Origin of the sequence: Oligoflexus sp. (assembly GCF_035638955.1) — a bacterium.
Classification (GTDB): Bacteria; Bdellovibrionota_B; Oligoflexia; order Oligoflexales; family Oligoflexaceae; genus Oligoflexus.
In genome coordinates, this window is sequence record NZ_DASQYZ010000057.1 from 12,188 (window position 1) to 36,312 (window position 24,125).

The 24,125-nt window shown below is 46.9% G+C and carries 17 protein-coding genes; 4 read left to right on the plus strand and 13 right to left on the minus strand.

Translation table 11 applies throughout. From position 1 onward, the window contains the following. Nucleotides 1–335: 335 nt before the first annotated feature. Nucleotides 336–2,810 carry a DUF3987 domain-containing protein gene (locus VE954_RS05830; protein ID WP_324950614.1) on the minus strand — a complete coding sequence of 825 codons (2,475 nt, stop codon included), beginning with the start codon at nt 2,808–2,810 and terminating at the stop codon, nt 336–338. Nucleotides 2,811–3,682: 872 nt separating this feature from the next. Between VE954_RS05830 and VE954_RS05835 the strand changes: the two genes are divergently transcribed. Next, a complete protein-coding gene (locus VE954_RS05835; RefSeq protein WP_324950616.1) occupies nt 3,683–4,480 on the plus strand; it encodes a hypothetical protein in 798 nt (265 codons plus the stop codon). 51 nt (nt 4,481–4,531) lie between these two features. Here VE954_RS05835 and VE954_RS05840 read toward each other — a convergent pair whose 3' ends face one another. From VE954_RS05840 to VE954_RS05895, 12 genes are all read right to left on the minus strand, one after another. Beyond that, a complete protein-coding gene (locus VE954_RS05840) occupies nt 4,532–5,155 on the minus strand; it encodes a hypothetical protein (RefSeq protein WP_324950618.1) in 624 nt (207 codons plus the stop codon). A gap of 199 nt (nt 5,156–5,354) precedes the next feature. After that, complete coding sequence (locus VE954_RS05845) at nt 5,355–6,254, minus strand: hypothetical protein (RefSeq protein ID WP_324950620.1); 900 nt, start codon at nt 6,252–6,254, stop codon at nt 5,355–5,357. 34 nt (nt 6,255–6,288) lie between these two features. Then, nucleotides 6,289–7,377, minus strand: coding sequence for a hypothetical protein (locus VE954_RS05850; RefSeq protein ID WP_324950622.1), 1,089 nt, complete (start codon nt 7,375–7,377; stop codon nt 6,289–6,291). A 2-nt stretch (nt 7,378–7,379) separates the two neighbouring features. Then, nucleotides 7,380–9,347, minus strand: a complete 1,968-nt coding sequence (locus VE954_RS05855; RefSeq protein ID WP_324950624.1) for a hypothetical protein — start codon at nt 9,345–9,347, stop codon at nt 7,380–7,382. Further along, nucleotides 9,337–10,407 carry a hypothetical protein gene (locus VE954_RS05860; RefSeq protein ID WP_324950626.1) on the minus strand — a complete coding sequence of 357 codons (1,071 nt, stop codon included), beginning with the start codon at nt 10,405–10,407 and terminating at the stop codon, nt 9,337–9,339. The genes VE954_RS05855 and VE954_RS05860 overlap by 11 nt, the downstream gene beginning before the upstream one ends. A gap of 19 nt (nt 10,408–10,426) precedes the next feature. Further along, the gene (locus VE954_RS05865) at nt 10,427–11,332 is read right to left on the minus strand and encodes a hypothetical protein (RefSeq protein ID WP_324950628.1); all 906 of its coding nucleotides are present in this window, start codon (nt 11,330–11,332) and stop codon (nt 10,427–10,429) included. Between the two features lie 15 nt (nt 11,333–11,347). Further along, nucleotides 11,348–11,752 carry a hypothetical protein gene (locus VE954_RS05870; RefSeq protein WP_324950630.1) on the minus strand — a complete coding sequence of 135 codons (405 nt, stop codon included), beginning with the start codon at nt 11,750–11,752 and terminating at the stop codon, nt 11,348–11,350. Nucleotides 11,753–11,762: 10 nt separating this feature from the next. Further along, nucleotides 11,763–14,234 (minus strand): hypothetical protein, encoded by a 2,472-nt coding sequence (locus VE954_RS05875; protein ID WP_324950631.1) that lies wholly within the window; start codon nt 14,232–14,234, stop codon nt 11,763–11,765. 25 nt (nt 14,235–14,259) lie between these two features. Beyond that, the gene (locus tag VE954_RS05880; protein ID WP_324950633.1) at nt 14,260–15,171 is read right to left on the minus strand and encodes a hypothetical protein; all 912 of its coding nucleotides are present in this window, start codon (nt 15,169–15,171) and stop codon (nt 14,260–14,262) included. Between the two features lies 1 nt (nt 15,172). Then, on the minus strand, nt 15,173–17,578 hold the full coding sequence (locus tag VE954_RS05885; RefSeq protein WP_324950635.1) for a hypothetical protein: 2,406 nt from the start codon (nt 17,576–17,578) through the stop codon (nt 15,173–15,175). A gap of 8 nt (nt 17,579–17,586) precedes the next feature. Continuing rightward, the gene (locus VE954_RS05890; RefSeq protein ID WP_324950637.1) at nt 17,587–18,123 is read right to left on the minus strand and encodes a hypothetical protein; all 537 of its coding nucleotides are present in this window, start codon (nt 18,121–18,123) and stop codon (nt 17,587–17,589) included. A gap of 33 nt (nt 18,124–18,156) precedes the next feature. After that, a complete protein-coding gene (locus VE954_RS05895) occupies nt 18,157–18,828 on the minus strand; it encodes a hypothetical protein (protein WP_324950639.1) in 672 nt (223 codons plus the stop codon). Between the two features lie 572 nt (nt 18,829–19,400). Between VE954_RS05895 and VE954_RS05900 the strand changes: the two genes are divergently transcribed. The 3 genes from VE954_RS05900 (at nt 19,401) to VE954_RS05910 (ending at nt 24,074) form a co-directional block, all read left to right on the plus strand. Continuing rightward, entirely contained in the window at nt 19,401–20,174 is a 774-nt protein-coding gene (locus tag VE954_RS05900; protein ID WP_324950640.1) for a hypothetical protein, read from the plus strand. Beyond that, nucleotides 20,171–20,605 (plus strand): hypothetical protein, encoded by a 435-nt coding sequence (locus tag VE954_RS05905; protein WP_324950642.1) that lies wholly within the window; start codon nt 20,171–20,173, stop codon nt 20,603–20,605. Before VE954_RS05900 ends, VE954_RS05905 begins: the two co-directional genes overlap by 4 nt. 331 nt (nt 20,606–20,936) lie before the next feature. Then, the gene (locus VE954_RS05910; RefSeq protein ID WP_324950644.1) at nt 20,937–24,074 is read left to right on the plus strand and encodes a WD40 repeat domain-containing protein; all 3,138 of its coding nucleotides are present in this window, start codon (nt 20,937–20,939) and stop codon (nt 24,072–24,074) included. Nucleotides 24,075–24,125: the final 51 nt, after the last annotated feature.

Genomic DNA, 24,125 nt, shown 5'->3' on the forward strand with positions numbered 1-24,125 from the left:
GCGCGACTCCTTACAATGACGGATCAGTGGCCGCAATTGGCTTGTAAACACGTTCTGTAAACAGTGTAAACATTTGTAAACATGTTCTGTGAGAGCTGCGCTAGCTACATAAGACGCTACTACTTTTGTCAGGGCACCACAGTACCCTGACACTTGAAACAGGCTCTGTGGCAGCTTGTCTTCATTTGATAGTCTTGTCACGGCTCTGGTACACTGTGACAATTTAGATAAACTTGGTGGGAAGCGAAGAAACTTGAATGATATGATTAGCTATGTAATACGGTGAATCCGCCTTTTGAGGCATTATCTTTTCCAACAGATTAGAGTGATGAAATTCACCTTAGCACATTTACTTGGCAGGATTTTAATTCATGAGGATTGACTCTGATCCGCTCGGCATCACCGACGCCGACAACTCGAATCAGCTTTTTCTCGGCAAGATACTTCAGAGCTTTTCTGCGCTCCTTGGCATCATGCAAATGCAGATTTTTCTGACTCTGGAGAGCCGAAACCAGAGTGCCGTCTTTGACCTCTCCGATGAGAATCTGGTGAGCAATTGATCTGGCGGGCAGAGGATGGGATTTAATGTCAGAGAACGTGCGATGGGCATGATGAAAGAGATAGTCGCACCATTTCCTTGCGAGCTGCGCGGCATGAATTGATACCTGATCAGGATCTTCTGTTTTACCCTCAAAAAAAAGCACGATATGAAAAACCAAAGCCAGCGAAGCAAAAAGCGTCGTGTATTTTGAAACGTGGGAAGCAAGCAGTCTCGAATATTTGCCTTCCCGGATCGCATTTTCCTTCTCCGTAATCCAGGCGATGAACACTTCCTGGGCTTCAGCTGAAAAGCGGATCGAATTTGATTGCCCCGCCTGCCAGTCCTTAATTACGTCCTCAGTCTTCAGCTCGTGAAATGCGCCAAAGATTGTTTCGTACCATTCTTTCGCAGTTGGATTCGCTCCACGGTCGACATATTCCCAAACCCCAAGAAGGGGTTCGTGATTTATGAGCAGCGAAAATCGGTTGATCAGGCCGTCGTTGTCTTTTCCTCCTTTGCGAATATCGGCCAGCAGTGACTCCACCCATCCTGGCTGAGCACCGCCAACAACAGACAGAATCGAGTCTCCTCGCAGTGTGTACGATTTTCTTTGAACGAGAATCTTGAGTCCACCCCAGCCTTCCAGGAACAATTTACGCATATCAATGTGGCTTGTGTTCAACGAGCGCCACCATCCTGGAACCTCATCTGCAAGTTGCATGACACCGTTGGGATTCTGTACGAGGATCTCAAGCATTTTCTCGGCAGTCGCGTCACGAAGCACATACTGACGGGGACCTTTGGCAGCGAGTCGAGTTTTATCTGACTCAAGATCTGCCAGACTTTGGCGAAGGTGGTTCTCCAGACCTTGATTGCCAAGTCTGACAGCCTCAGCGAGCCTTGCATCCAAATCCCGTTCTTTTGCCAGGATGGCTTTCATGTCGGCAGCTCTATGACCAGCCTGATCCTGGTTCGTCTCCTCCATGCCCGCCTCGATCTCAAAAAGAGGCGCCAGGGCGGATTTGAGTATCTGTGTCTTCTTCTGCCCAGGATCGGCTATCAGGAGACACCAGAGGGGAGCTGCGACCTTGAAATCTGGTGACAGCCTCTTTGGCTGGACAGTGAGCTTGCGACCAAGAAGTAGCGAAAGACCGGCGATTGCCGGTGCCGCCAGCATATCGATCGGACACTGAAGGTCATCGCTCAGATCCATGAGGTGATATCGAATCGATTCGGGAAGCATCTCGTCAGGATCAAAGCGGGGAATAGCCTCGAATGCGGAGAGCGAGAGTAAAGGCTTTTCCCATGGGTCATCGATTGCGGCAAAGAAGGCTCTCAGCGATTCGGCTGTGTGCACAGGCTGCGCCCTATCGAGACGTGGAAGTTCGACAATGCGAAAGGATTTTGCGACGGGAGAAAGGTCGCGTTTTACCTGCTCGCAATACTCCCTGCCCTCCTGGCCCGGATTCACAAGAACCCGAATGTCGAGGGAGTGGAATAAATTCGCGTGCGTTCCCTCCCAAAGTCCCAGCGATGAAACCGCCACAGACGGTATACCAAGACCCTGAGCAAAATCCGCCTCCAGCTCATCGCGACAGACCAGGAGAGAGCTACTGCGGCTGTTAAGGTGCCAGTTATATGGCAGCGGTCCCTTCGCGGTATAAAGCCGGGTCCGATACCATTTGCCCCGATAGTAGTTGCCATAGAGGACGAGCTCGGTATCAGCCTCACTGGATCCTTCATCTTTCCGGGCAAATCTGAAGACGATCTTTTGGGCGCGATCTTCGGTGCTGTACCAGACATGCTCGGATTTGAATTCAAAGTCAGGTTGCGATGCTTTGTGAAACTCCAGAAGTTCAGCGGAAGTCGCAAACCCTTTTGAGGTACGTGATTCAGGCCTGGATTTGTCGCTTTCAATTTTGAGCTTCTTCAGCTCTGCAACTGCCTGGCTGAAATATATATTCCGAACATGACAGTAGAATTCGACAATATCGATTTCTGAACGGTGTGCGATGCACGTTTCTGTCTGGCAATTGAAGGACTTTTCGCGATCGTTGCATCGCATTGTCCGCTTGTCGCCGGAATGATAAGGGCAGCTGATCCGGCCCCGCTCAACTGGGAATCCAAGGTATTTGGCAAGGGCTGTTGGGGTAATTCGGCCTTCAATTTCCGCTATTTCAGTGGAGAACGATTCAGTGCTCAGATGCCACCTCGCTGCTGTCTTTGGTACGGTGCCTATGCGGTTGCGTTCCCTCGATTTCAGCAGCAAAGAGATCTGATCCCTGTATCAGATAATACCCTCCCCTTCCTTCTCCTTCCCTTATATATTATATATAATATATATGGTTCATTGGAGTAGACTACTGAAATCATTACGTTTTTTGGTGATCAGCAATGGCTCGAGGGCTGGAATGCTGGTCTGGGCCTGAGTCTAGCAGCTCTTAACCCTAAAGCAATCAGCCCGACAGGGGGGCTGGCCCCACTTGACTTTTGAATTTCTGTTTTCTCGCCTTTCGAACTTTGCACCTTGGTATCCAAAATGACGGTGAGCGGCCTCCTTTCGATTCCTAATTTATTAAATGCCCCGATTTCAGAGGGTGTTTGGGTCAAAATCGGGGTTACGAATCTAAAATGCTAATATTAAAGCATAAAATAATGTGATCACTTCGACAGCGTCAAACGAGTCAATCCTCAGTATATTGAAATTATTGTAATATTTGCAGTATGTGCGTCATTTAGACTTGGATCTGGGTAGAAAATCAGAATTTTTCATATAACTTCTCAATATCTTTGCATTTGATTCCTAATGATGTCCAAACGACATGGAAAAGCATCCCGACTTGCTCATAACTACCTGTATTTATTAGGAAACTTAAATTCACTGGCCAAAAAATCAGTCAACTACCTGTATTAACTAAGATAAATCAGATCAATTACCGAAAATTTAATCTCTAAAAAGCCATCGATGCATGCAAGTGGCCATCATTGACGCTGCTGATAAAATTTTTTTTACTGCTCCCGCAATATCATGCACGGCCAGATTTCTTAGCTTTTTGAGACTACTATTCAAATGGCCATTCCAAGCAAATTCAGCGCAGTTTCTGGCCAGGATTTCCGGATTGTGAGGATGAGAGGTGTACTTTGGCAGAGATTGAGTTTCCGAACGGCGAGCATCAAAAGATCGGCAAATCGAGAAAGAAGAAGGAACCTACTGCTCTGGAAATAGCGAGGCAGAAGGCACTTGTACGTTTTATGAAGCGCTGGTTTGCCAAGGATAAAACGCGAACTCAAGGCAAACTTTGCGCTCTGTCCAAAGTACCTTCCACTACGGTATCTGACGCTCTTAAGCCCGGCACTGTCACAAATATTAAAAACACTCTTGGAATTCTTCGAATTGTCGCACCGGGCAACGATACCACGAAATTCATCATCGAATTTCTGCCAGATTTTAGAGAAACACTTGAGTGCATTTTGCAACTGTATACAAAATCCGAAATGATGTTGGAAGATTTAGTGAAATTCGGAGAGAGTTACCTGGACGAAGCTTGCAACTTTCAACAGCAAGCCATGAAATCGGCGAAGGAATTTGCTGCCTTCATGTTTGATCAAGGCGTAATCAAAGCTAAGGATGACGAATTTTCGCTGACAGGAGGAAAATTTCGCGGTGTTCTGATACAGGTAAGCGACGATACTTTGCAAGGTATTCTCGATGCACGCTCTCATAGAAAGACTTTTATGGTTGCAGGAGAGAAATTCAAACTCAAATCAATCGACCCCAAGTTCAGAACGGCAGTATATGAGGAAAGTCTTACGGGAAGATTGATTTTCGTCCACTCCCGCGAATCTCCGGCTTTCGCGAATGTAAACGCCGAACTTGTCCACGAGAATTTCGAACAGGAATCTCGTCTCGACACGCAGCCAGAGAATGCAAACCTTTAACTTTCCCAATTGAGTCCAAGACACACTCCGAACCTATCGGAGTGTGAATCGTTAAGGTCGAACGTGAACTGGCAAGATCACTGGCCACTCGTAGAGGTAGCCTCGGGTCAAGCCTTTGCAGTCATAGTTTGAAGGTGCAAAAAACGGAAGCGCTCCTGATGAGAGCGGATCATAGCTGCTGTCTGAAACAAGTGTCGATCCAGCAGGAAAAGTGCAAACTACTTCGCTTTTTAGGCTTGGATCTGCGTATACATTAATAGGCGCAAGAGCAAGATTCAATGACTGTGCTTTCGCAAGCTGTGCCATGTCACACGTCGAACTTTTCATGTCTGCCAAATAGTAAGAACTCTTTTCGACAAAGCCGCGCTCACCTAGAGCAAAATAGACCGAAAATCCAATTCTCTCTCCATCAGCAAACGGAATGGCTTCAACTGATCCAACCAGCAACTCTTCATTTGTTTCAGCGAGCGTTACCGTACAGTATTGAGAAGCTAAGTCCTTTACTGTATAGCCTTCGATTGGAAGCGCCTTTGTCAGCTCAGGGCCTCGGCTGGGAATTGGCAGAACATCTGGAATCTCGGCAACTACTTTTTTGTCTTCCTTCTTGTCTTCTTGGCACGAAAGAACAAAACTCAGCAGCGCCGATGAACTAATGGCAATAAGGTTATTTTTCATTTTTGTCCCACAAATTCGCGCCTAGTATCCCTGTGTAAAGCAGTCCTCGCTTACTTTCATCTTCCCAAACAAGGTATTGAGGATGTTTCACAATTGATTTGTAATGCATGTACAGGACCTTTCGGTGAAACTCTAAATCTCGGCTTCGTCAGCCAGTCAGATGGGGAGACAACCAGTTTTCCCCGCCGGACTGCTAAGGTCATTCAAAGGTCAGTGGCCAGCTCTTCACAGCATAGTGCCAAGTTCCCACCAGAGTCGTCCCTCCAGCTTGAGCTTCGATCACTCTGTCGAAGAGAAATTTTGTGCCCAGCGCCTGAAACTTGACGGTGGATCCTTTGAGGCAGTCAAAGTCGTTGCAGCCGAGCAACGGACCCCGCTCAGGAGAAAAGGCAGTACTATCTGCTTCAAGAAACTCCGCTGTTCCTTTCCCGGGAACCTTTGCATCCATGGTAAGCTTCATCTTGATATCAGGGTTCCTTAAAATGAAGCCTCCCTGATCTCCGAATGTAGAACTTATCTCAGAAAGGTACTGCGAATAGGGCCGACCAAAAATTTTAGCCTCGACATCTTCTTGTGCAGACCATTGATCCAGTGTTTTGTCAAGATGGCGAAAATTGGAATGAACTGCGTTGAGTTCTTCCAATTTAGAATCTACAACAACACTAGAATCGCCCTTTATAAAGAAAATCGTTACTAATCCAATGTTGGGACGAATTCTTGGTCCTGCTGACATTCTCAAATCAAAATCAAAGTCCTTACCGTCCTTCGACAGACGAAATCTGTACTCATAGGTTTCCTCTGCTGTTTCGACATTAGACCACATCACCATACATTCAGGAAATCCGCTTTTCGGGCGAGGCGCAATAATAAATCCAGGAAGATTGTTTTTCTGAAAAGTCTCGACCGCATCCTGAATGCCTTCGCATCGCTTTTCCCACGGAATCGACATGAATGAAGCCCATTTCGCGCCATCCAGAGGCAAGACTTCCGCCTTGCCTACCAAACCAATAGGATCTATCGATTCAGGGTCATCATCCTTACTCTTCTTACAAGCAGTAAATCCAACAGCACACATCAAAATTGCACTTATCAATCGCATAGTCATCCCATCATCAAACTGGCAGAAGCAGTGATCAATCCCAAAGCTTTAAGAGATCACGCAGAGCCGAATTAACCTGATCTGTAGTGGACCCAAAATATGACAGCTTGCTTATATCCAGGATGAAGCTATCAAGCGAATCATTGTTGAAAAGGCGCTTTAGAACACTACCCACAAGTAAATACCTGTCATTAGGATTTTTCTCAACAGAAGCACGCACCAACATCAGGCCCGCCGCTAGCCTCCCCCGGTCGATTGAATCACCAGATAACAGAATGATTTTGTTCAAATCTATCAAATCATATGACTCCCAGGAGCCAAGAACCGTCGATGGCAGGAGTGCGTCTATAAGACCATCGGCTGGAAACCCTCGCAGAATTCCATTGACATGATGGCCGGCCAGTATTTTAGCCACCCGGCCACTTGACTCCTGCCCTTCGTCCTGCAAGGCCAAAAGCCCACCCATGGAAATTTCGTATAACTCGAGCCTTCGACTCAGAATGGCATTCCGCAGTCCTTTTTCCAGATCGTCTACCTTGCGTTCCGCTGCCTGAGCTTTTGCTTCCGCGATAGGTACCGAATCATCGTAAACTTTCGGCTTGTTGCCATCCAGGACAAGACCTTTCGGAACCGGCCCTTGGCTTCCTTTCCCTAGGCTAAGTCGCAGCAATTTCTGCTTCAACTGCGATGCCCCTGGATCCGAAGCAGCGAGTTCCTTAAGTCTTGATACTAGCGACATTCCATAATCCGCAGACAGACTGACGGTTGACAACAGTCCAAAAGCGGCCGCTTTATGAAGCTGCATGGTCCTTTCAAAGGTGTCAGCTGACGGATCCGGAACCGGCAACTGAGGAACCGGGGATTTGAGAATCTCCGCTGTCATTCCGCGGTTGTTGAACTGAAAAAGGGCATTGGATAGATCTGTCTCGTTTTCAATGAAGGGCGGTATCAAGAGCCATAGTGCATCCAATTCATTTCCTGAATAGGAAAACGCATACATGTCATTATAAGGAAGTGCTGGATCGCTTTTAATAGGAACCATTTCTGACTTGGAAGCCGCAACCCCAGAGCCGGTACCAAACAATGCAGATGCTAGCAGGAACATGGATGGAAAACGTTGCATGATTAACCTCCTGACAACTGGCAAGAGTTTGACTCTGGCAATGCCAATCTTTTGTACTCTGGAAGCAAGACGTTGCATCTCTGAACTTTGGAACGGATCAGATCCGCCTTTTGACGCACTCGATTTTTCATCTCGCTGATGTCAGTTTCGGGAGTGCCGAGCCCTATATCAGAATTCATCGAATAGATGCCTGGTTGAAGTCGATTCTTTGCGTCTGTTCCGAATGATCCAGGGCCGACCACTGAACAATAGAATTGTGGGTGGAACCGAACCACAGAATCCTGCGTTGTCGATGATACGTTCTGCAATGAAAACAGAAGTTCGCCGGATTTCCCCATAGCCTGCACAGTCGACCCATGCCCGTTTGCTTCTTCACCAATCCTAATACTCTTTACCACTTCGTCAAATCCTTGGTAATAGCAGCGAACCTTGCCTTCTTCTGCACTCGATGAGTAGGGGATTTTTCCTGAACGAAGTCCATAAAGCTGCAGTGCGTTGTCACAGAACATCTGGTACCGACCGACTAGCTTCTTTAAGTTCCGTGCGATACTTGCCATATTGCTATCAGGTGCGCAGCGGGTGCGTGCGACTTCCTGCTGGACGCCATCTATCGCCTGCTGGGTCATCGCGAAGTCGGCCTTAACTTTGGCCGCGTTCAAGCCAGCGTAGTGTTGGTCACGAAGACTCAGTAATCGATTCTTCGCAATCTCATCGACGAGCTGATTGTCGACAAAGTAAAGGAAGAGAGAACTATACCAATTCTGAATCTTGTCGAACTGGGTCGAGTATAGATTCAACTTGTCTGACTGCTGTGTGGCATCGAAATAAACAAGAAGATCAATGATAGCTTGATCAAACGATCCAGCTTTTTCAGCGCAGGAGTTTGCTTTTTGAGTTTCAAATTCCTCTTCCGAAATGTACGAAGATGCGATTGCCTCGTTTAGCTCAGCCTCTTTACTGTCAAGCCAATCATTGAGCTTCTCAACTCGCTTTTTGTGCTGCTCAGATTGAGCATAGAGTAGGCCGACATAAACCAAGTTAGCTATGAGATTGGCCTCACCCATGTGTGAAAGACTTCCTGGGCGACGTGGTATCCGTGCTCCAGCAAGATCAGAATCCGCCTGATTGTCTGTGGGCGTCCCAACTTCATACCCGTTCATGATGGCCAGGAAAGTCAGATAACTGGCAGCGGCCAGCTCGGGGTAATGACTCTTATAATTCTGATAGGAATGATCTGCAGCATCCTGATTTCTGACTGCCTCCCAAGTGATATACTTTGATGCATAGCAATTCGCGGTGACGACAGAGTCAGGACATCCGCCAGACAGAATTGACCCTGATATGTTGTGCAATGGAACGGCAGAATACCAAGTATGCCGAAGACGGCTCATTGGAGTTCGATCAAGGGGCAGGAGTTTTACGAGCTTATCGTAAGGTAGGCTTTTCTGGACATTTTCACAGACCTTTAACTTTTCTCTCTGATGATTCTTCATGACATTGATAAATTCACGAACTCTTTGCAGATCACCTATGCACTGGGAATAGATGCTCTGAACGGAATTCAATGCGGTGGAGAACGTTTCCAGTTGGCCGTACCCGTAGTTGGCTTTCCAATAGTCATGTCGCTCTTTTTCACCCGAAGGTTCCTTGCCTATGGCATCCAACAGAACCTTGGCGATTGCATCATGACTTGCGAAACAGCCTTCCAGTTTCTTATAGCTATAGTAGTTTCTATCAAATGTGTATTGAAACGCTGCATTGACTTCGTTCATTGACCCAAAGATCGAATAATCAATGAGATTGCCAGCAACGATCTTGGACTTGTCGCCGATTTCTCTATAAGCCGGTATCATGGTATCATAATAGGCTTCAGCTCTCTTCTTAAAAACATCAAGCTCATCAGCATTGGCGACTCGCACCGAAAGAATGGCAGTAACTAACACAGCCAGCGAAGCGATTTTAGATACCATTTAGCACCCCCTGCCAGAGACTGCTGTCATTCTTAACCTTCCGCAGAATCTCCGCAACGTCCGCAGTCTTGTTCGGATCGATCCTTGCCTGTATCTCCTCAATGGCTGTCTCTTCATCAAGAGGATCACGCGTCCCAAACAAGAATTTGATCTTTAAAGCGATTGTGAAATAAGATGACTTCTCATTGAAAGCATTGTTCATGCTTTCTTCTAACGAGAGTGCCCAATCCTCAAGAGACTTTTTGACTTTCCCTAGATCTGGTTCATTCTCGATCTTGGAGGCTGCTTCGAGACTGGCTGCCAGCTTTCCTTTTTGCTCAGAACTAAAAAACAAGCCATAGGTATCGAGTACCTTATAAGTATTGTCTTTGAGCATCTTTAAAGCCCATTTGTCGGCATCAGGAACATCACCAACAAGTGCGATGAGTTCGTAGATCTGGCTTGTCGCAATTGCAAGCTGCTTTTCCATAGTGAAATAGCTGGACATGCCCTCAATGGTATAGATGTAATGCGTATCAACAAATTGAGTCAGCTGAAGAAGAGCATCGTTCAGATGCTTTTTCATATTCTCGCGGTAGATCGGCTTATAGGCTTCTGCTGTTTCCGTGGGCATGTACTGATCGAGAAGGCGCACTTGGCTTTGCTGTAGCAGCAATAGTTCACGCTTAATCGCGACGACCTCGTCGAAGATTCTATTCAAATAGGAGCCATAGTCGGCCTCTGTTTGTTGAAGAAACCCTGTGTGGATCCGACCGGCTGGGAACGCCGTCAAGCAGCGGGCGGCGAAAGCTGCAATCGCTTCATTGGCATGTGGTGATTTGGGCAGGTTAAGGTAGCTGAAATCCTTGCGCCAGTCCCAGTCGCCATAGAATAGTTTAGGGCTTATTCCATAAGCCTTGTTGGCGAAGTCCGTTTTCTTGAAAACTATGGGCGGAGATCCAGAACTGGTTACACCTGGAATGCTCGCAATCGATTCACAGCTGTCTGCCTTGGATATTTTACTGAACGTCAGCGCCTGAGTTGCGGCAAACGCAACGATCAGGAGGTTGGGCCATCTCATATTCGTGAACTCCCGCTGGTTAGGTTGCGCAGTATTCGCTGCCGATTTCGAGGCGCTCGCACGCGCCCACTTCAGCGGCGGGAATCAGACACACATTTTTTCCGAGGTCAAGCTCAATACAAGTATCGATTAAGTCTCTAATATTCGTGGCACAAATTTCCCGAGTCTCCTCGACCTTTTCAGCCAAAGCCTCAAACTTGGTTATCAGGCCTTCAAAGTCCTGGTTCAGGAAAGAATCGACCCGCGAACAATCCACAGAGTCAAAAACGTCCTTAAGGTCGCATGCTTCCGTACTTCCGTTATTGCACTGCAGTTCAATTTCTTCGAACTTTTTCAGAACCTCAGTTCGTGATGCCTCCTGGTCTTTGCCACAGAATTCGCGGATATAGTTCTTTCTAAGTTCTATCGGCAGTCGGAGAGCTGTGATGATGCCCACATTGGTTTCAATGGATCCAAATGATCCGCATGATTGAGTCAGTACTCCTCTCAAATAGCTGATTTTTGGAGGCTCTGACATGCTGACCGATCGTTTGAATTCTTCTAGGCTTTTTTTAAGGGCCTGATTGATCCTCCTGGTCTCAAAAAGAGTGTCATTGCTGTATGGGGCTGACAGTTCATGGAGGGAGCTTCTTAGCTCAAGCAGACGGGGTAACGTTTTCGCTTCAACGAAGCTGGCCAAAATACCGTTCGTCGGGTTGAGGAGGCAGTCTGCAGCCTGCTTCGACCACTCAATGGCTAAGTCAGATCCTTTGCTTATTGGTCTCGGCAATTCGGCAAAATAAATTTCAGGAATTTCCTTCTTGATGAATTCAACTTTGTAACGAAGTATTTCTTCTGGTGCCCCGGAATAGAAGAAAACGTCACAATCCCGTGCATGAACGGCACCCGATGCGAACATCAAAGCAATGCAAAATATGGTCTTCATTGTTCACCTTTCGGCTTACTGCGAAAGTAAGTCTCTCAAGCTTTGTAAGCAGTCCAAAACAGGCTTTGTCGGAATATCGCTAGGATAAAGCTCAAGCCTTCCCGCGTCTGGCATCATGGCATTCAATAAATCTTTCGATATGAATTCTGGATATTCTTTCATGATGTAGGAAATCGCTTCGGATATGGCCTGCACAATTTTTGTTCGATCTACATCTTGAAGTAGGTCAAGTTTCAATAAAACACATCCAGGTGGAGCGCTGCGAGACTCGTTCGACCACGCCTTTAGAATCTCTTGCAAGCGATCATCATTCGGAGTGGATCGAAGTGTGGCTCCTTCAAGAGCTAACATTGCTGCTTCGATTTCACTGTCACGCAGTCTTACGATCTTTTCCTTAAAGGTCAGAAACGAATGCGCCATTGCCAGGCCCTCATTTGAGATAGATTATCTTTTTCAAATCAAAAACCTTTGCCTTAAGAGCCGTTTCCATATATTTGATCTGATCTGATGTCATACCGAAAGTATCTACAACAATTTTGTTTGCAGCTGAAGAAACATTTGCCTCATGAACGACAGACGCAATCAAGCCGTCCAATCTGTCTCCAGTAATACTCATAGGAAGGCCTGCTTTGGTTCTCAGTGGACCTTTAAGATCTATTTTTCCGAGAACTGAGTCAATGAAATCATAAGATGGGTCAGCAGATCTGGTGAGCGTCCTTCCGGTAGCTATTTCAAACCTTGCGCCTCCTATGCCTTCTGCCAAATCTGGTTTACGTTTCGGTTCCATGCCAAGTTCAAGGGTACGCTTTCTGAACCTCATGAGATCTGTTATCGCCTGCCCAGCAGGGGCTGCCTCGGTTCCCAATTTTTCGACCGATTTTAAAGCTTCCTGAGCGTTATTGACTTGGGTTGCAATTCCACAAGCGGCAACATCACATGGTTCTATCTTACCAGCGCTCTCTAGCAAGCTCTCTAGCTTCTGACCATCGTCTATTCCAAGTGAAGAAGCTCTCCTGGCTACATCTGAGGTTGCGTCTATCACAATTTCAGCTGCGGTCTCAGCGCCTTCATGAACTGCTGCTAAAGTGAGTGGAGCTTTTATTTCTGCAATGCCAACAACAAATTGAGTGATGTCCCCTGCCAACAAGCCTACAACTTGTCCGCATGCGAATTTGTCTTGGTCACAATTTTTTACTGTACTGTATTTCTCGTGAATAATTCCTTTGAGACCGCTCCATGTGTCTTCATAGTTCACCATGGACATGGCAAGCGCATATGTAGAATTGAGAGGATGTGCCCCTATCTTGTAGACTCCCTCTAATGTATTCCACACTGAAAGCGCAAGGCCGGTTCCATAGCCACGGTAGCAATCAAGCGCTGCATAGGCATTCTCAATTTGGACGGAGAAGTCTCCAAACCTGTCTTGAGTTGCGGCCTTCAATGCCTGATTGATTGAGAGAACGGCATGGAATCGATAGTATGGATCGTCAAGCAGGCCTGCTTCATTGAACAGTTCTTTTACTGCCTTGACGATTTCAGAGTTTTCAAATGTGTTTCCGAGTTGCCCGAGGTGGAAAATGGCACTTTCCTCCAGAGACACCCCAGGCATTGCTGGCTTTTTCGGCTGCCCATAGTCGAAGAATGCGTTGAGCCGATCCAGCAATCGAAGACCTTTAACTTCGTCACCTTCAGTTAATCCGCTGAATGCCACATCAGCGTTACCGGCCCAGCCAAGAGCGATCAGCGAATTCTTCAGAAGCTCAACGCCACCACGGATCGCCATACCGGAAATCTTGTTGATAACGCCCCTGAGCTCGGCTGCGTACTCACGTTTTGATAGATCAGAATCATCTAGTGAGGTTTTAAGCTTTAGTCTTGATAGGAAGCTGTTTAGTTCCTCGTTCTGAGGGCGTGGGATAAGACCATTGGGCGCGAAGCTATCGAGCACCGCCTTGGCTGCAGCTCGACGTTCAGCAGAAAAAGGCCCGCCTTGTCCTGTAACAACGAGGTCGTTGATGAAATCACCGACCATTGCGTTGGCTTCGGTGTCGGATGCAGGAGAGTTTCTTTGACTGAGATCATCCAATCTTTCCAATCCTTGAGCGAAGCGTTCAAAATACGACTGGATTTGACCAGGACTCATGGTAAACGAGTTGTTTACCCGTGCGAATCTCTGCAGCCTTTCCTGCTGTTGGCGGAAGGTTTTCTCCATGGCATCATTGAGCGGTGTCAACTTGAAATTCTTGAAATTCTTCGTCAAGTCTTCGGGTTTCGGAAACTTTGTTCCTTGCGCTTCTGCCGTAACGGCATCAAGCACCATATCGAAGTCCTTCCCAGTCACAGTGACTGACTGCGACCCTTTCTTCCAATCTGGTCGAGTTAGAAGATCAGCCTGATTCATCAGGGCATTCATAGCTTGGGTCTGCCGATACATGTCGTCATATAGTTCTTGAGCTGCTGGACGAACGTAAACGGAATCCTGATCCTTATTGTAGACAGCTACAGACCCATCATCGCACTCAACCATAACGGTCCTTTGCGATGGATAAGTTGTTCGACACGCTGTCTTTACGTTGGTATCGACCAATGTGAGTTCAGGGGTCGCCGACGCCGAGCGGCTGGCCATTGCCATCCGGGGGGCCATAGTTGAGCAGGTTATCAAGGGATTCCTCGACACCGCCAGGATTTTGTTCGCTGCGAGGCTTGCCACATAGGACTTATACTGGCCCATTGCAGTTTGGGCAGCGCTGGAATCATCTCGAAAGAGCCTACGGTCCGTTACTTGACGGCCCTGGGTTTCATACGTGACCGCGATTTCACTTCCAGGGGTACAGACAATGCCGCCAAAAGCTTGACTTGCAACAGTGAGAATCCAGAGAACGAGGAATCCAAATCTCAACATGGTTCAATCTCCAAAGATGTGAAGGTTATTGCAAACCATCCTTAATTTCTTGCAGCTCTTTCACCACGTCCTGTTCCTTGGTTTCTAGGCGATCGATCTCATCCTGGAGGAACGTTGAAAGCGACGTTAGATCTGTCTCCTGGTCGGTGAGTGTATCCTGGACCTTTTTACGAGCTGATGATAATGCAGTGGTACACAGAGAGGCATCGGTTTGCTCGCAGGATTGTGAGATCGTTTTTTGTATTGACAGAAGCTTGTTCAGCGACTGGTTGAGCAAGAGTTTGGTCGCCGGATCGGTTGTTTTCTCAAGAACTGCTTTGATGTTCTTGATGCCCCCGTCAAGCGATACTCGCACTTCGGACAAATCGCTCGTGACGGTACTATTCAATGCCTCAAGTATCTCAGTGAGGTCGCTAACACTGCCCGACAGGAACTCTCCATATACTTTTATGGTCGGAATATGCACTAAGGATAGGTTCTTTGAGACCTCCAAATAGCAGCCTTTCTTCAGCGAAACGTAGTCAGGCTTTCGCAAGTTGCTGGAGATCAGCCATTTCTCAGTTCCAGTCTGCGAATGCTCCAGAAAGACCTCAAAATCGTGTTGGTTGAGTGTGCTATCAGGATTCAGCTGAAAGTTCTGCTTGTTGATCGAAATCGTCGTCATAACTGGCTCGGTACTCCGACAAACAAATGCTACGCGCAACTTTCCGTGGACCGGAAGCGATTGAATCAGTGCGTTCTCTGTGCTGGACACACTATCAGTTTTGAGGGCGTGGACCTTATTGGGGCAAAAGTACCAAATATTTTCGCCGGATCCAAAACTCGTATCGCAGCCATCAAACGGCACCCTGAATATCTCTCCCGAAGTCTGCGAGCGGGCGGCGTTTGTCCAAAGAATAAGTAATGACGCGCCCGCCAGCATTTTAAATTTTTGCATCTCAATCTCCTGTGCCGTTAAGCGTTTGCTGGGCATGGTTAAGAATATCGGTCAGCTTTCTATCAAATGATGCGAGCTGCCGGGCTGAGGCGGATGGCTCGGGAAGTGGAACCTCCCAACACAAAGCCCGCGATGCTAGGGCTGTCTTCGGATCAAGACAGGATGAAGAGAGTTCATATCCATTATCCAAAAATTTCCTAACCCAGGCTGCCAGGAAGGCTTTCTGCTCGGCCTCTGGTCGAGACGAGAGGGCCGGCAGGATCTTGTCAATCAGACTGTCGTAGTAATAGCTCACCCGCATCCGAACCAACTCTAAAGGTGATCCCGCGTCCTGTAGGAACTGCTGGAACTCGGCATCCAATGACCCATGTCTCTTGGCAAACTTGTCCTTGAGGGCGGTTTTTTGTGAGTCTTCCGCGACTATCATTGAATTAGCCTCGACATTGGCATCCTGGGTCAGAAATGCCGAAATCGTCTCCATACCATCGATTGCTTGGCTATAGCTGAGGTTGGCGACGCCTGAGTTGAAGTTCATAGCCAGTTGCTCAAATCTTGCGGTTAGTCTTAGATCAGCAGCAGCAACTTCTTTTGCAGCCGATGCCTTTTTTAGAGCTTCCAATGCCGTCTTTGAGATCTTCGCCAAGGTGTCCTTATCACCAGCCAGGAACTGGGCATCCAACTTAAGGGTAACTCCAGCAAGCGCCTTTGCCAGCTTCTGACATGAACCATCGGATTCCAAAATGGATGATAAAGAAGCAAGAGTGCTATCGACAGAGTCAACTGAAGGCTTCAAGGCTGAGAATATTTTTTCGAACTCTGCGGTCTTCTCGGAAACTGCAAATACAGTTCCGGCATCGGACTGAAACTGAAGGTAGACGTCAAAATCCCGATTGAGGTTCACCAAAGCGTCGCTAACTTGATTCAGATTGCCACTGCATGAAGTCAGAGCTGCTTTCATGATTTTATCCTTGAGCGCCAACATCTGCTGTGCAGACGCCGTTTCGCGTGCCATTAACTGAACGCTCTCGTCAATCAGCGGCTTGGTCTGCGCCTCTGATTGCCGCACACCTTCGATGACTCTGTTGGCGACATCAAAAGACTGCCGCAGATCTTGAGAAACGTCTGTCAGGGTGCTCGAAAAATAACCGGCATGGTATGCGCTAAACTCTTCGTTGGTTAGCTTTGCCTGCTTCGAATGAATCTTCACAGCAAAGGCAAAAGCTTGCTTGAGGCTGCCTTGCACCAACTCCATAAGAGGCTGAATGTTCTTGCTGAGCGATTTTCGTTCCCGGAAGTTATATTTGTTATATTCGCCAGGATTCTCCCAGTATTCCATTGGGGGTCGTTTTTCGGGGTCAAAGCAATGTACCTCGCTCGGATATGGACCGACGGCCACTTCCTTCCGAAAGACAGGAAGGGTGTTTCTGACGACAATGTCAAAATCCGTTCTTTCCCAAAAGTTGGTATTGTCCGGACCTGTTACGAGTTTCCAGCTGCCGCCGAACTCCGGAATTAGGTTTCCCTCAATGGGCTGGCCAGCTTGGTAACTCGAGGAAATCTGGACCTGCGTAGACTGCCCTCCGATTTGGATTTGTCCTTCTAGAACGGCAAGGGCCGAATCCGTGAAAAGCTCCAGAGCACCCAAATGAAGATTAGATGCATATTGGACGTTGAAAACTGTTTCAAATGCGGGCGGCTCATTATGCATCTGAGGGTATTGGGAGGTGCCTTTTGGCCGGAATATATGACAACTCAATTTCAATGGAAGGGAAACAGTCTGGCGAGGACGCGCAGACATAATTCCTTTCGCCAAGACGCTAATCTCATGAAAGCGCCTCTCTTCGCTTTCCTTGCCACAGCCGCGCCAGCATGTCTGAGGGGTGTTTACGGGAGGCTTCGCGACGGGCGCATCCAGGCCTAACGCTTGGCGGACAGCTCTTCGAAAAGTATCCCTGAGAAGATCTCCGTAATATCCCTGAACGGCGGAAGAATGGGCCGTGGATGCAGCCCAGAGTGACTGCCCCTTATCGTCCACTTCACCATCACCAATCGAATAGCGAATGATTCCCAGAGACGGTATGGATGTACCATCGACATCCGCACCCGGATCGAATGTGATCTCAAGTATCTGGTTCGGGAACTTCTTGCCCCCGATCTGAAGCTCGCCTTCCAGGTAGCCAGTGACCAGCCGTTCACCAACCCTGATCGCTTTCAATGCGAGTCCGTATTTGTTGGACAAATCCTTGAAATTTGGATGAGACAGCCGTTCGACTTCATTGAAGATCCCCTGTTCGCAACTGCTAACAGTCTTTGACATGCAGCGCCAGCCCCTGTTTGGCTCAGCGGAAGCAAGGGCAGGGAAAGCAAGACTTAGCATCAGGAAAGCATTCGCAATTCGATGGTTCATACTACACCTCAGTTGGGAACCCACCATTTGGACGACATGACAAAATCAGGTAGAAGCGCCCCAAAAAGATCGCCGTTGGAGTCAAGCCAAAACTTTGCATTGTCAACGGCGAAGACACCAGGAATGTTAATGTTCCCATAATAGGCTTGGACAGCGCCCCAAGTCGGCGATGGAAGCCATGATCCAAAATAAGATGTCAGTCTAATGCTGCCACCGTTTTCGAATTGGATGAGTGGGAAGCCATCCGGACAGCTGACGTCGGCAAAGCGCGTTACCAGTTTAGTGGAACCAAATTTCAGGTCGATTTTACCGCCGGGTTCATCAGCGAATCCAACCCTTGTTTCCTCGTAAAAACCTGACAGCTTTGAATCGCCGCAAGTCATGCTTGAAAAAGAAAGTGTGGAGAACTCAGTCTCAATAGGACCTTCTAGAAGTTCCTCCGAGTCTGGCTGTACTTCTGCTACCTGATATTGATCGGCTTCGATGGCAAATGCGCTGGCAGGTGCCAGCATGAGGGCGGCGATAAAAATTTTACGCATAGTCATGATACTGGATCCTCAATTTCAATAGGTTGAAAACTACTGGAGAAGGTCGATACGACCCTTGCCCAGCAGTAAGTTGAATTGGAAACAATGATAGTCTTTTGATGGATCAACCTTTTGAATAAGATCTGAAATCACGAGCTTTACGTTTCGCAGTTCCTCATTATTGATTTCTGTATACCCAGTGATTTTTGTGCTAAGAAATGCATATTTTCGAGAAGCATCGTAATGCTTATCTTCCAGCACTAAAGTTTGGCTGCTAATCAAAGTCTTGCCGTTCGCTTGAAGCTCATACTTAAGCAAAGCAGAACCGGGAGTCGGTAAAAATTTGTCCGCCTCTAACATGACATCCACTGGAATGGAAAAATAGAGTCTGCGATATCTTGCGCTTTCAGCTTCTTTGATCGTGATATTGGGTGCGGCGACAAAAACGCCAGATTGATTTTGCTCACAGGATCGTGCAGCCGCGTTCCAACCTGCGGAGGCATATTCCCATTCCGCATCAGGTGCTTTCTCGCCAAAAAGGTGGTTGCCTTCAACGGCGTATGAGATTTTATCAAACTCCCAAGCATATCCGTTCCCACAATATCTACGAACGCCGTTCTCGTATCCGCAATCCTCGGTGGCTTGGCTCAAGCCAATGTTCTGCAGTCCGAGGATGGCGACTGTTGCGATTGCAAACTTTGGCAGTGTTCTTTCAGCTTTCATAAACTCGAACTCCCTCAAATTTTTTAAAACTTGTACTACAAAATTCACTGAATTCGTTGCCGAGCAACGTAAACTGGAATTATGAATAGCTAGTGTAAGGACCCATGCGATCAGCGCTTATTGCAGATTTCGACTTGAGATTCGCTTAATAGAGCGACCTAGATGAAGCTTTGGACATGGTGTTGCGAGAGGATACTTTGGCTGCGCTTTGATCGTCATGGTTTAAATCCTTCACTGGCTATGCCGCGATTCACGGCGGTGAAGCGGACTTACCAGCCAAGTCGAAAGGCTTTCAAGTTCTTGTTGCTCTAGCTCTTGAGATTCTTTTCATGAAAAAAAAATGAGGATGCAGAGATACATCAAACTGATTATTTTCCTATGGAAATTGCAACGAAATTGGATAATTATCTGTTTTTCACTTTCAAAGTCATATGAGCTGACGTTGCTCGCGAAAGAAGAAATAATTTGCAAATGAAAATTTTTTTGACGCACATAATAAAGAAAAATTATCCAGCACGGGGAACCAAACGCTTGACTGGTCATGAATTGAGGGGAATAAAGATAGTCTAAACATGAGATGGTGGTATGCGATGGAGCCAGCGGCGATATTTGTATCGAAAAGACTAAAAAGTTATGTCGATGAGAAATATGATGGCAACGTCAATAGAGCGTGCTATCACATGGGTATCAAGAACTATAGCGGAGCCTACCGTCTTTACAATGGTACCGCTACATCTGTGCATTTCTTTCTCGCCTCCCGCATCCTAAAGCATACCGACCTCGAAAATTACTTTCAGATTCTTGCTGATTTTTTCCCTGATGATGTCGATGAGGTCTTGTCCATCAAAGCCAATGCGGAAAAGGATATCATTGAAGAAGTTGAGAAAAAATTTGCTTTTGGAGTGAGTTCCAAAACACACTTCTCCATTTTTGCTCGCTCACTGGAACATGATGGGTTGACCCTTGATGACATCGCGAGAGATTTTGGTAGGGAAGGGCTGCAAGTTGCAGATGAACTACGAAGCGCTGGTGTGCTAAGTCTGGAGAACGGCACCCTTCGAGGAGTCTTTGCGGACAAAGATGTCAGACCATCTATCCAGTCTGTAAGGCAGCATGGTCATTTACATGTTGACCTATTTGAAGAAGGGCCTGGCTTTAGAATGGAAAATCCATTTGGTGGATTAAATGAGGCAGGACTACAGAAGGTTTATGGGATGATCGATAGCTTCATTCCTGAAGTCTTGAGTGTCTTCCGGAAGCCAGAGTATAAGGGAAGCGTAATGTACTTGGTGACGATTCTTGGTGGGCTCATGTCTCAACCAGGGAATAAGGAGCAAGGCCAATGAAAAAAATATTGTGGATTGTCCCTGCACTAATTGCAAACTTCCTTGTCAGCTCTTTGGCAGTCAGTGGCGGGACTTCTGGAGGCGGTTCTCCACCTGCTATGAAGGATCTTCAAGAGATGTTGATGTCGAATGCTGAGTTGAATGCTGGCCTCTTCGATCGCGGCAATGGTGAGATCGGTCTTGGTCTCAGAGGATCTTTAGAACCCAAATTGCGAGTGTTGAAGACAAATGTTCAGTCTGACACCATTGCGCTCTCTGACGTCGATTTTGACCTACTTAGCAAGAATAAGACTGTGGACGCAATAAATCTTGGTAACCTATCCTCCGCTGATTCAGAGCTGAATCGCTCATATGTGATCCAGGATGGAGACAGTCTTGGCGAACTGGTCTTAAGAGACCGTCGCCAAATTTTGCGGGAATCAGTGAAGTAGACCATTTAAGATGTGCTTTCTTAATTGAGGCAGCTTCGGCTGCCTTTTCTATCAGACGTCTTTGATGTCTTTAGCGTTTAGATCGACGGCCACAAAAGCCCTTTGCTTTCTATGATATCCTGATCTTCATGCGCAAATCCCTCGAAAGATACCCAACCTCTGGCCCTACCTTTTCAAACTAACTTGCCTTATAACCCATACCTATCAATCTTTACACTGCCATTACGCTGCGTAATCATTGCTCTTTAAGGCTCTGGAATATGCTGTGCAATTATGCTAAAGAGGCCTCCTCAAATGAGTTGGTCCCCTTAAAAGCCTGGAGACATAAGCCTTGAATATTATTAAGCTTACCATGATCATGCTTATAGGCGGCTGCAGTAACTTTTCAAATGGCCATGACCAGTTGATGGTCGAGTGTCAGTTGGCTGACCGCAATACTGAGCATTCTAAGCTTTCCTTTGACGATAGCAGGCCTATTGACCCCAGGGCTTTCCATGCATTCGAAGTCAAAGATAACTCTCTCAGGCGCCTTCAGATCACTGAAAAGGGGTGTGTTTTCGCTTCCAAGAGTGAAATCAATGCAGACTCGCTCATTCTGGTTGTCGGATCGGTGAATAACAATCTTTATCACCGCCAAGATACGCTGGCAAAGCTGCAAAGCTCAGATAGCCAGACAGTGAACAAGATCGATTTAAATGAATTTGAACGTCCTCAGTTCAATCAGGATCCGAAAATATTCGTGCAGGAGGAATTTTCGCCAGTCGTCAATCCAAACTCCAAGAAGAACCTGCTTGGATTTTTGACTTTTACTATCGATGGCAAACCTGGAACTCATGTGATGATGCCTGGGGAAGCGCTGGACGTTGCACGGATCAGCGTAAAGGAAATGGAAGAGGGTGATCATAAAGTGAACTTTCAGTTTCACGATATCTTCACGCCGGACTATAAGGCTCCGTTCGAGGGATCGATAGAGATGGTCGTAGACCGTACCAAACCACAAATTTCTCTCGACCTTCCTCGGACAACAGGATTGCCACAGGTAAATCCAAAGGAGAAAATTGCTCCAATAGTTGTAGAGTCGTCGGACTTTCAACAATATTATTGTGTCGAATCCGCTCAAGGAAATTGCGAGTTCGCTGCCTTTGATGGACAGTACGAGACGCCTGAGACGGGCATTGTTGCATTGAGATTCAAAGCTGTCGATAAAGCTGGCAACAGCTCAGATGAAGTTAAAATGAAAGTTAAAGTGTTTAACCAAAGGGCTGTAGACAAGGCAAAATCCTTGTTAGCCGAAGCAGAGTCCGCGGCCAAAGCTGGCCAAGGTCAATCAGCTCTCGCCCAGCTTCAAAGCTCCCAAACCATTTATAGCAATGAACTAAAACAGGATGAAGAAAAAGCAGTTCTTCACGATTTCTTATTGCGTGGGACTGTTAATACTGCAACCGCAATCAGTCTTCTTAAAGACATCAACAGTAAAAAGTTGTGCAACCCATCCCTGATTACTCAGTCAGACAATTACTTTGCCTGCATGTCAAGAAACGGTAGTGACATCATCGCTTTCGATCTCGAGAAGAGAATTGAAATCGGGTCTGAAAAAATTGACTTCAAGGTTCGGGAACTATTCAGCAGTAAAGCTTCCAAACGTATTGTTGTTATCGGAAGAGACGGCGAACTTCAGGTTCTTGACCTGTCCAGCGGCTTGAATAAGACCAACCCGTTTGGTCCACTCGCCAGTGGAACGAAGCCACTGAATTTTGACGAAAACTCAGCCAATTTCATTTCATATTCCGATAAAGATGTTACAGTCTTTGGCAAGAACCGGGAGAATGCAAGAACCTACCCCATACCGACGAAAGACTTGCGCTTTGCTCATGTTATTGAAGAATCATCTGCGATCATTGCGGTATACGGTGCCGCTCCAGAAGTTAGGGTTTTTTCCAAAGATTCTAAAGAACTGGCAAAGTTTGACTTCCCTGGAGGTGTTGACAGAGTGGAGTTCGCACCCGCCAATGACTTCATGATTTTATGGTCCACCGCTGGACAGCTGAAGAGAATAAATCTCAAAACCACAATTGCTGAGGCATTTTCTGAGAAGGTGGAACAGCCAGTTAGCAGCGTTGCAATTTCGCACGACGGCAAGTATTTCTCAGTCGCAAACGGTAGTATCCTGAAGCGATATGGTTCTGATGGTTCGCCGTTGGGAACATCCACCGGGCATGAAGACTCGATTCTTGACGTGTCCTATTCCGCTAATGACGAGTATGTTGCAACAGCGTCCAATGATGGAACCGTAAGAATTTGGAAGGGAGCAGGCCGGGAACTTAGCAAGGTCAATCTTCCAGCTGCTGCCGGGCGTCCTCTAAAAGTTCTAACGAAATCATTTGATATTTCCAAGACGATCCTGGTTTTGACCGATAGCGGCCTGATCAAGGAAGTTCTGCTATCGCCCATCACTCTTCACCTGACAAGTAGAATGCCTGACAGGATTGTTGGTCATGTTGCGATTTCTGGCGGCAAGGTCATCCAGTATTTGAGTAGAGATGGTCAGCTCAAGTCGCTTGATGTAGCCAGCAAGGCAGAGAAAGATTTGATTAATGTGCGTACTGGGAACGATGGGTTTGTGTTGAACCTTTGCCGTGAAAAAGACGATTCGCTCGTTATTGGGTTTGATTCAGGCGTCGTAAAATCATACAGTAAGGGCAAACTTGCATATATAATCAGTCAGGGCTCTGGCAAAACTGCACAAATGGTTTGCGGTGATTCGGTTTATCTTATCACTGAAGAAAAAGATGTGATTTCAATCGATGAATCAAAAAAGGTCCAGAACCTCGGTAATTTTCCGAACCTTTTCAAGCTCTATAGTTATGGCGACAAGCATGCCATGCTATCATTCGATGGTGAAGTTCAGATTAGAAAAGGCAAAGATATTCTTAAGACGTTTTCAAGTTGCGATACAATGCAGGCACCTGAATTGGATACGAAAGAAGGAACGCTTGCTTGTGTGACGGAAAATGGGTTCAAAATCATCAATATTAACAAGACTGCCGAAGAAGCATTCAAGTCAGCGAATCCTCTGGATAGGATTTACGTCCATAATGGGCATACCCTTGGTTTCTCATCAGGCCGGGTTGCAATGATCGACAAACAGCCTGCAGGCATTCAACTGCACGACGGCCCAATCAAGGGCTTGGTATCGGCGGGAGACAAGCTGATCACCTTCGGCGAAGATCAAAAGGTCAAGCTCTGGAGATTGGATGGAAATGATCTGATTCCTCTGGGTGAGACCTTCCATCTGCAAAATTTCTTTGAGTCCGCCACAGTTGACCCACAGAATGGATATGTGGTGTTTTCTACTTGGACAATGCGATATTCCTCTCGATATTTTGGCGTTGAGGCAAACGATAACAGACTCATGTTAATGCCCTTGAATGCGCATGAATTAATCAAACGAATAGGAGAAAAAATATAGAAATTCCTCTTTTCAAAGGCTCCATTCTTGGAGCCTTTGAGCGAATCAGGG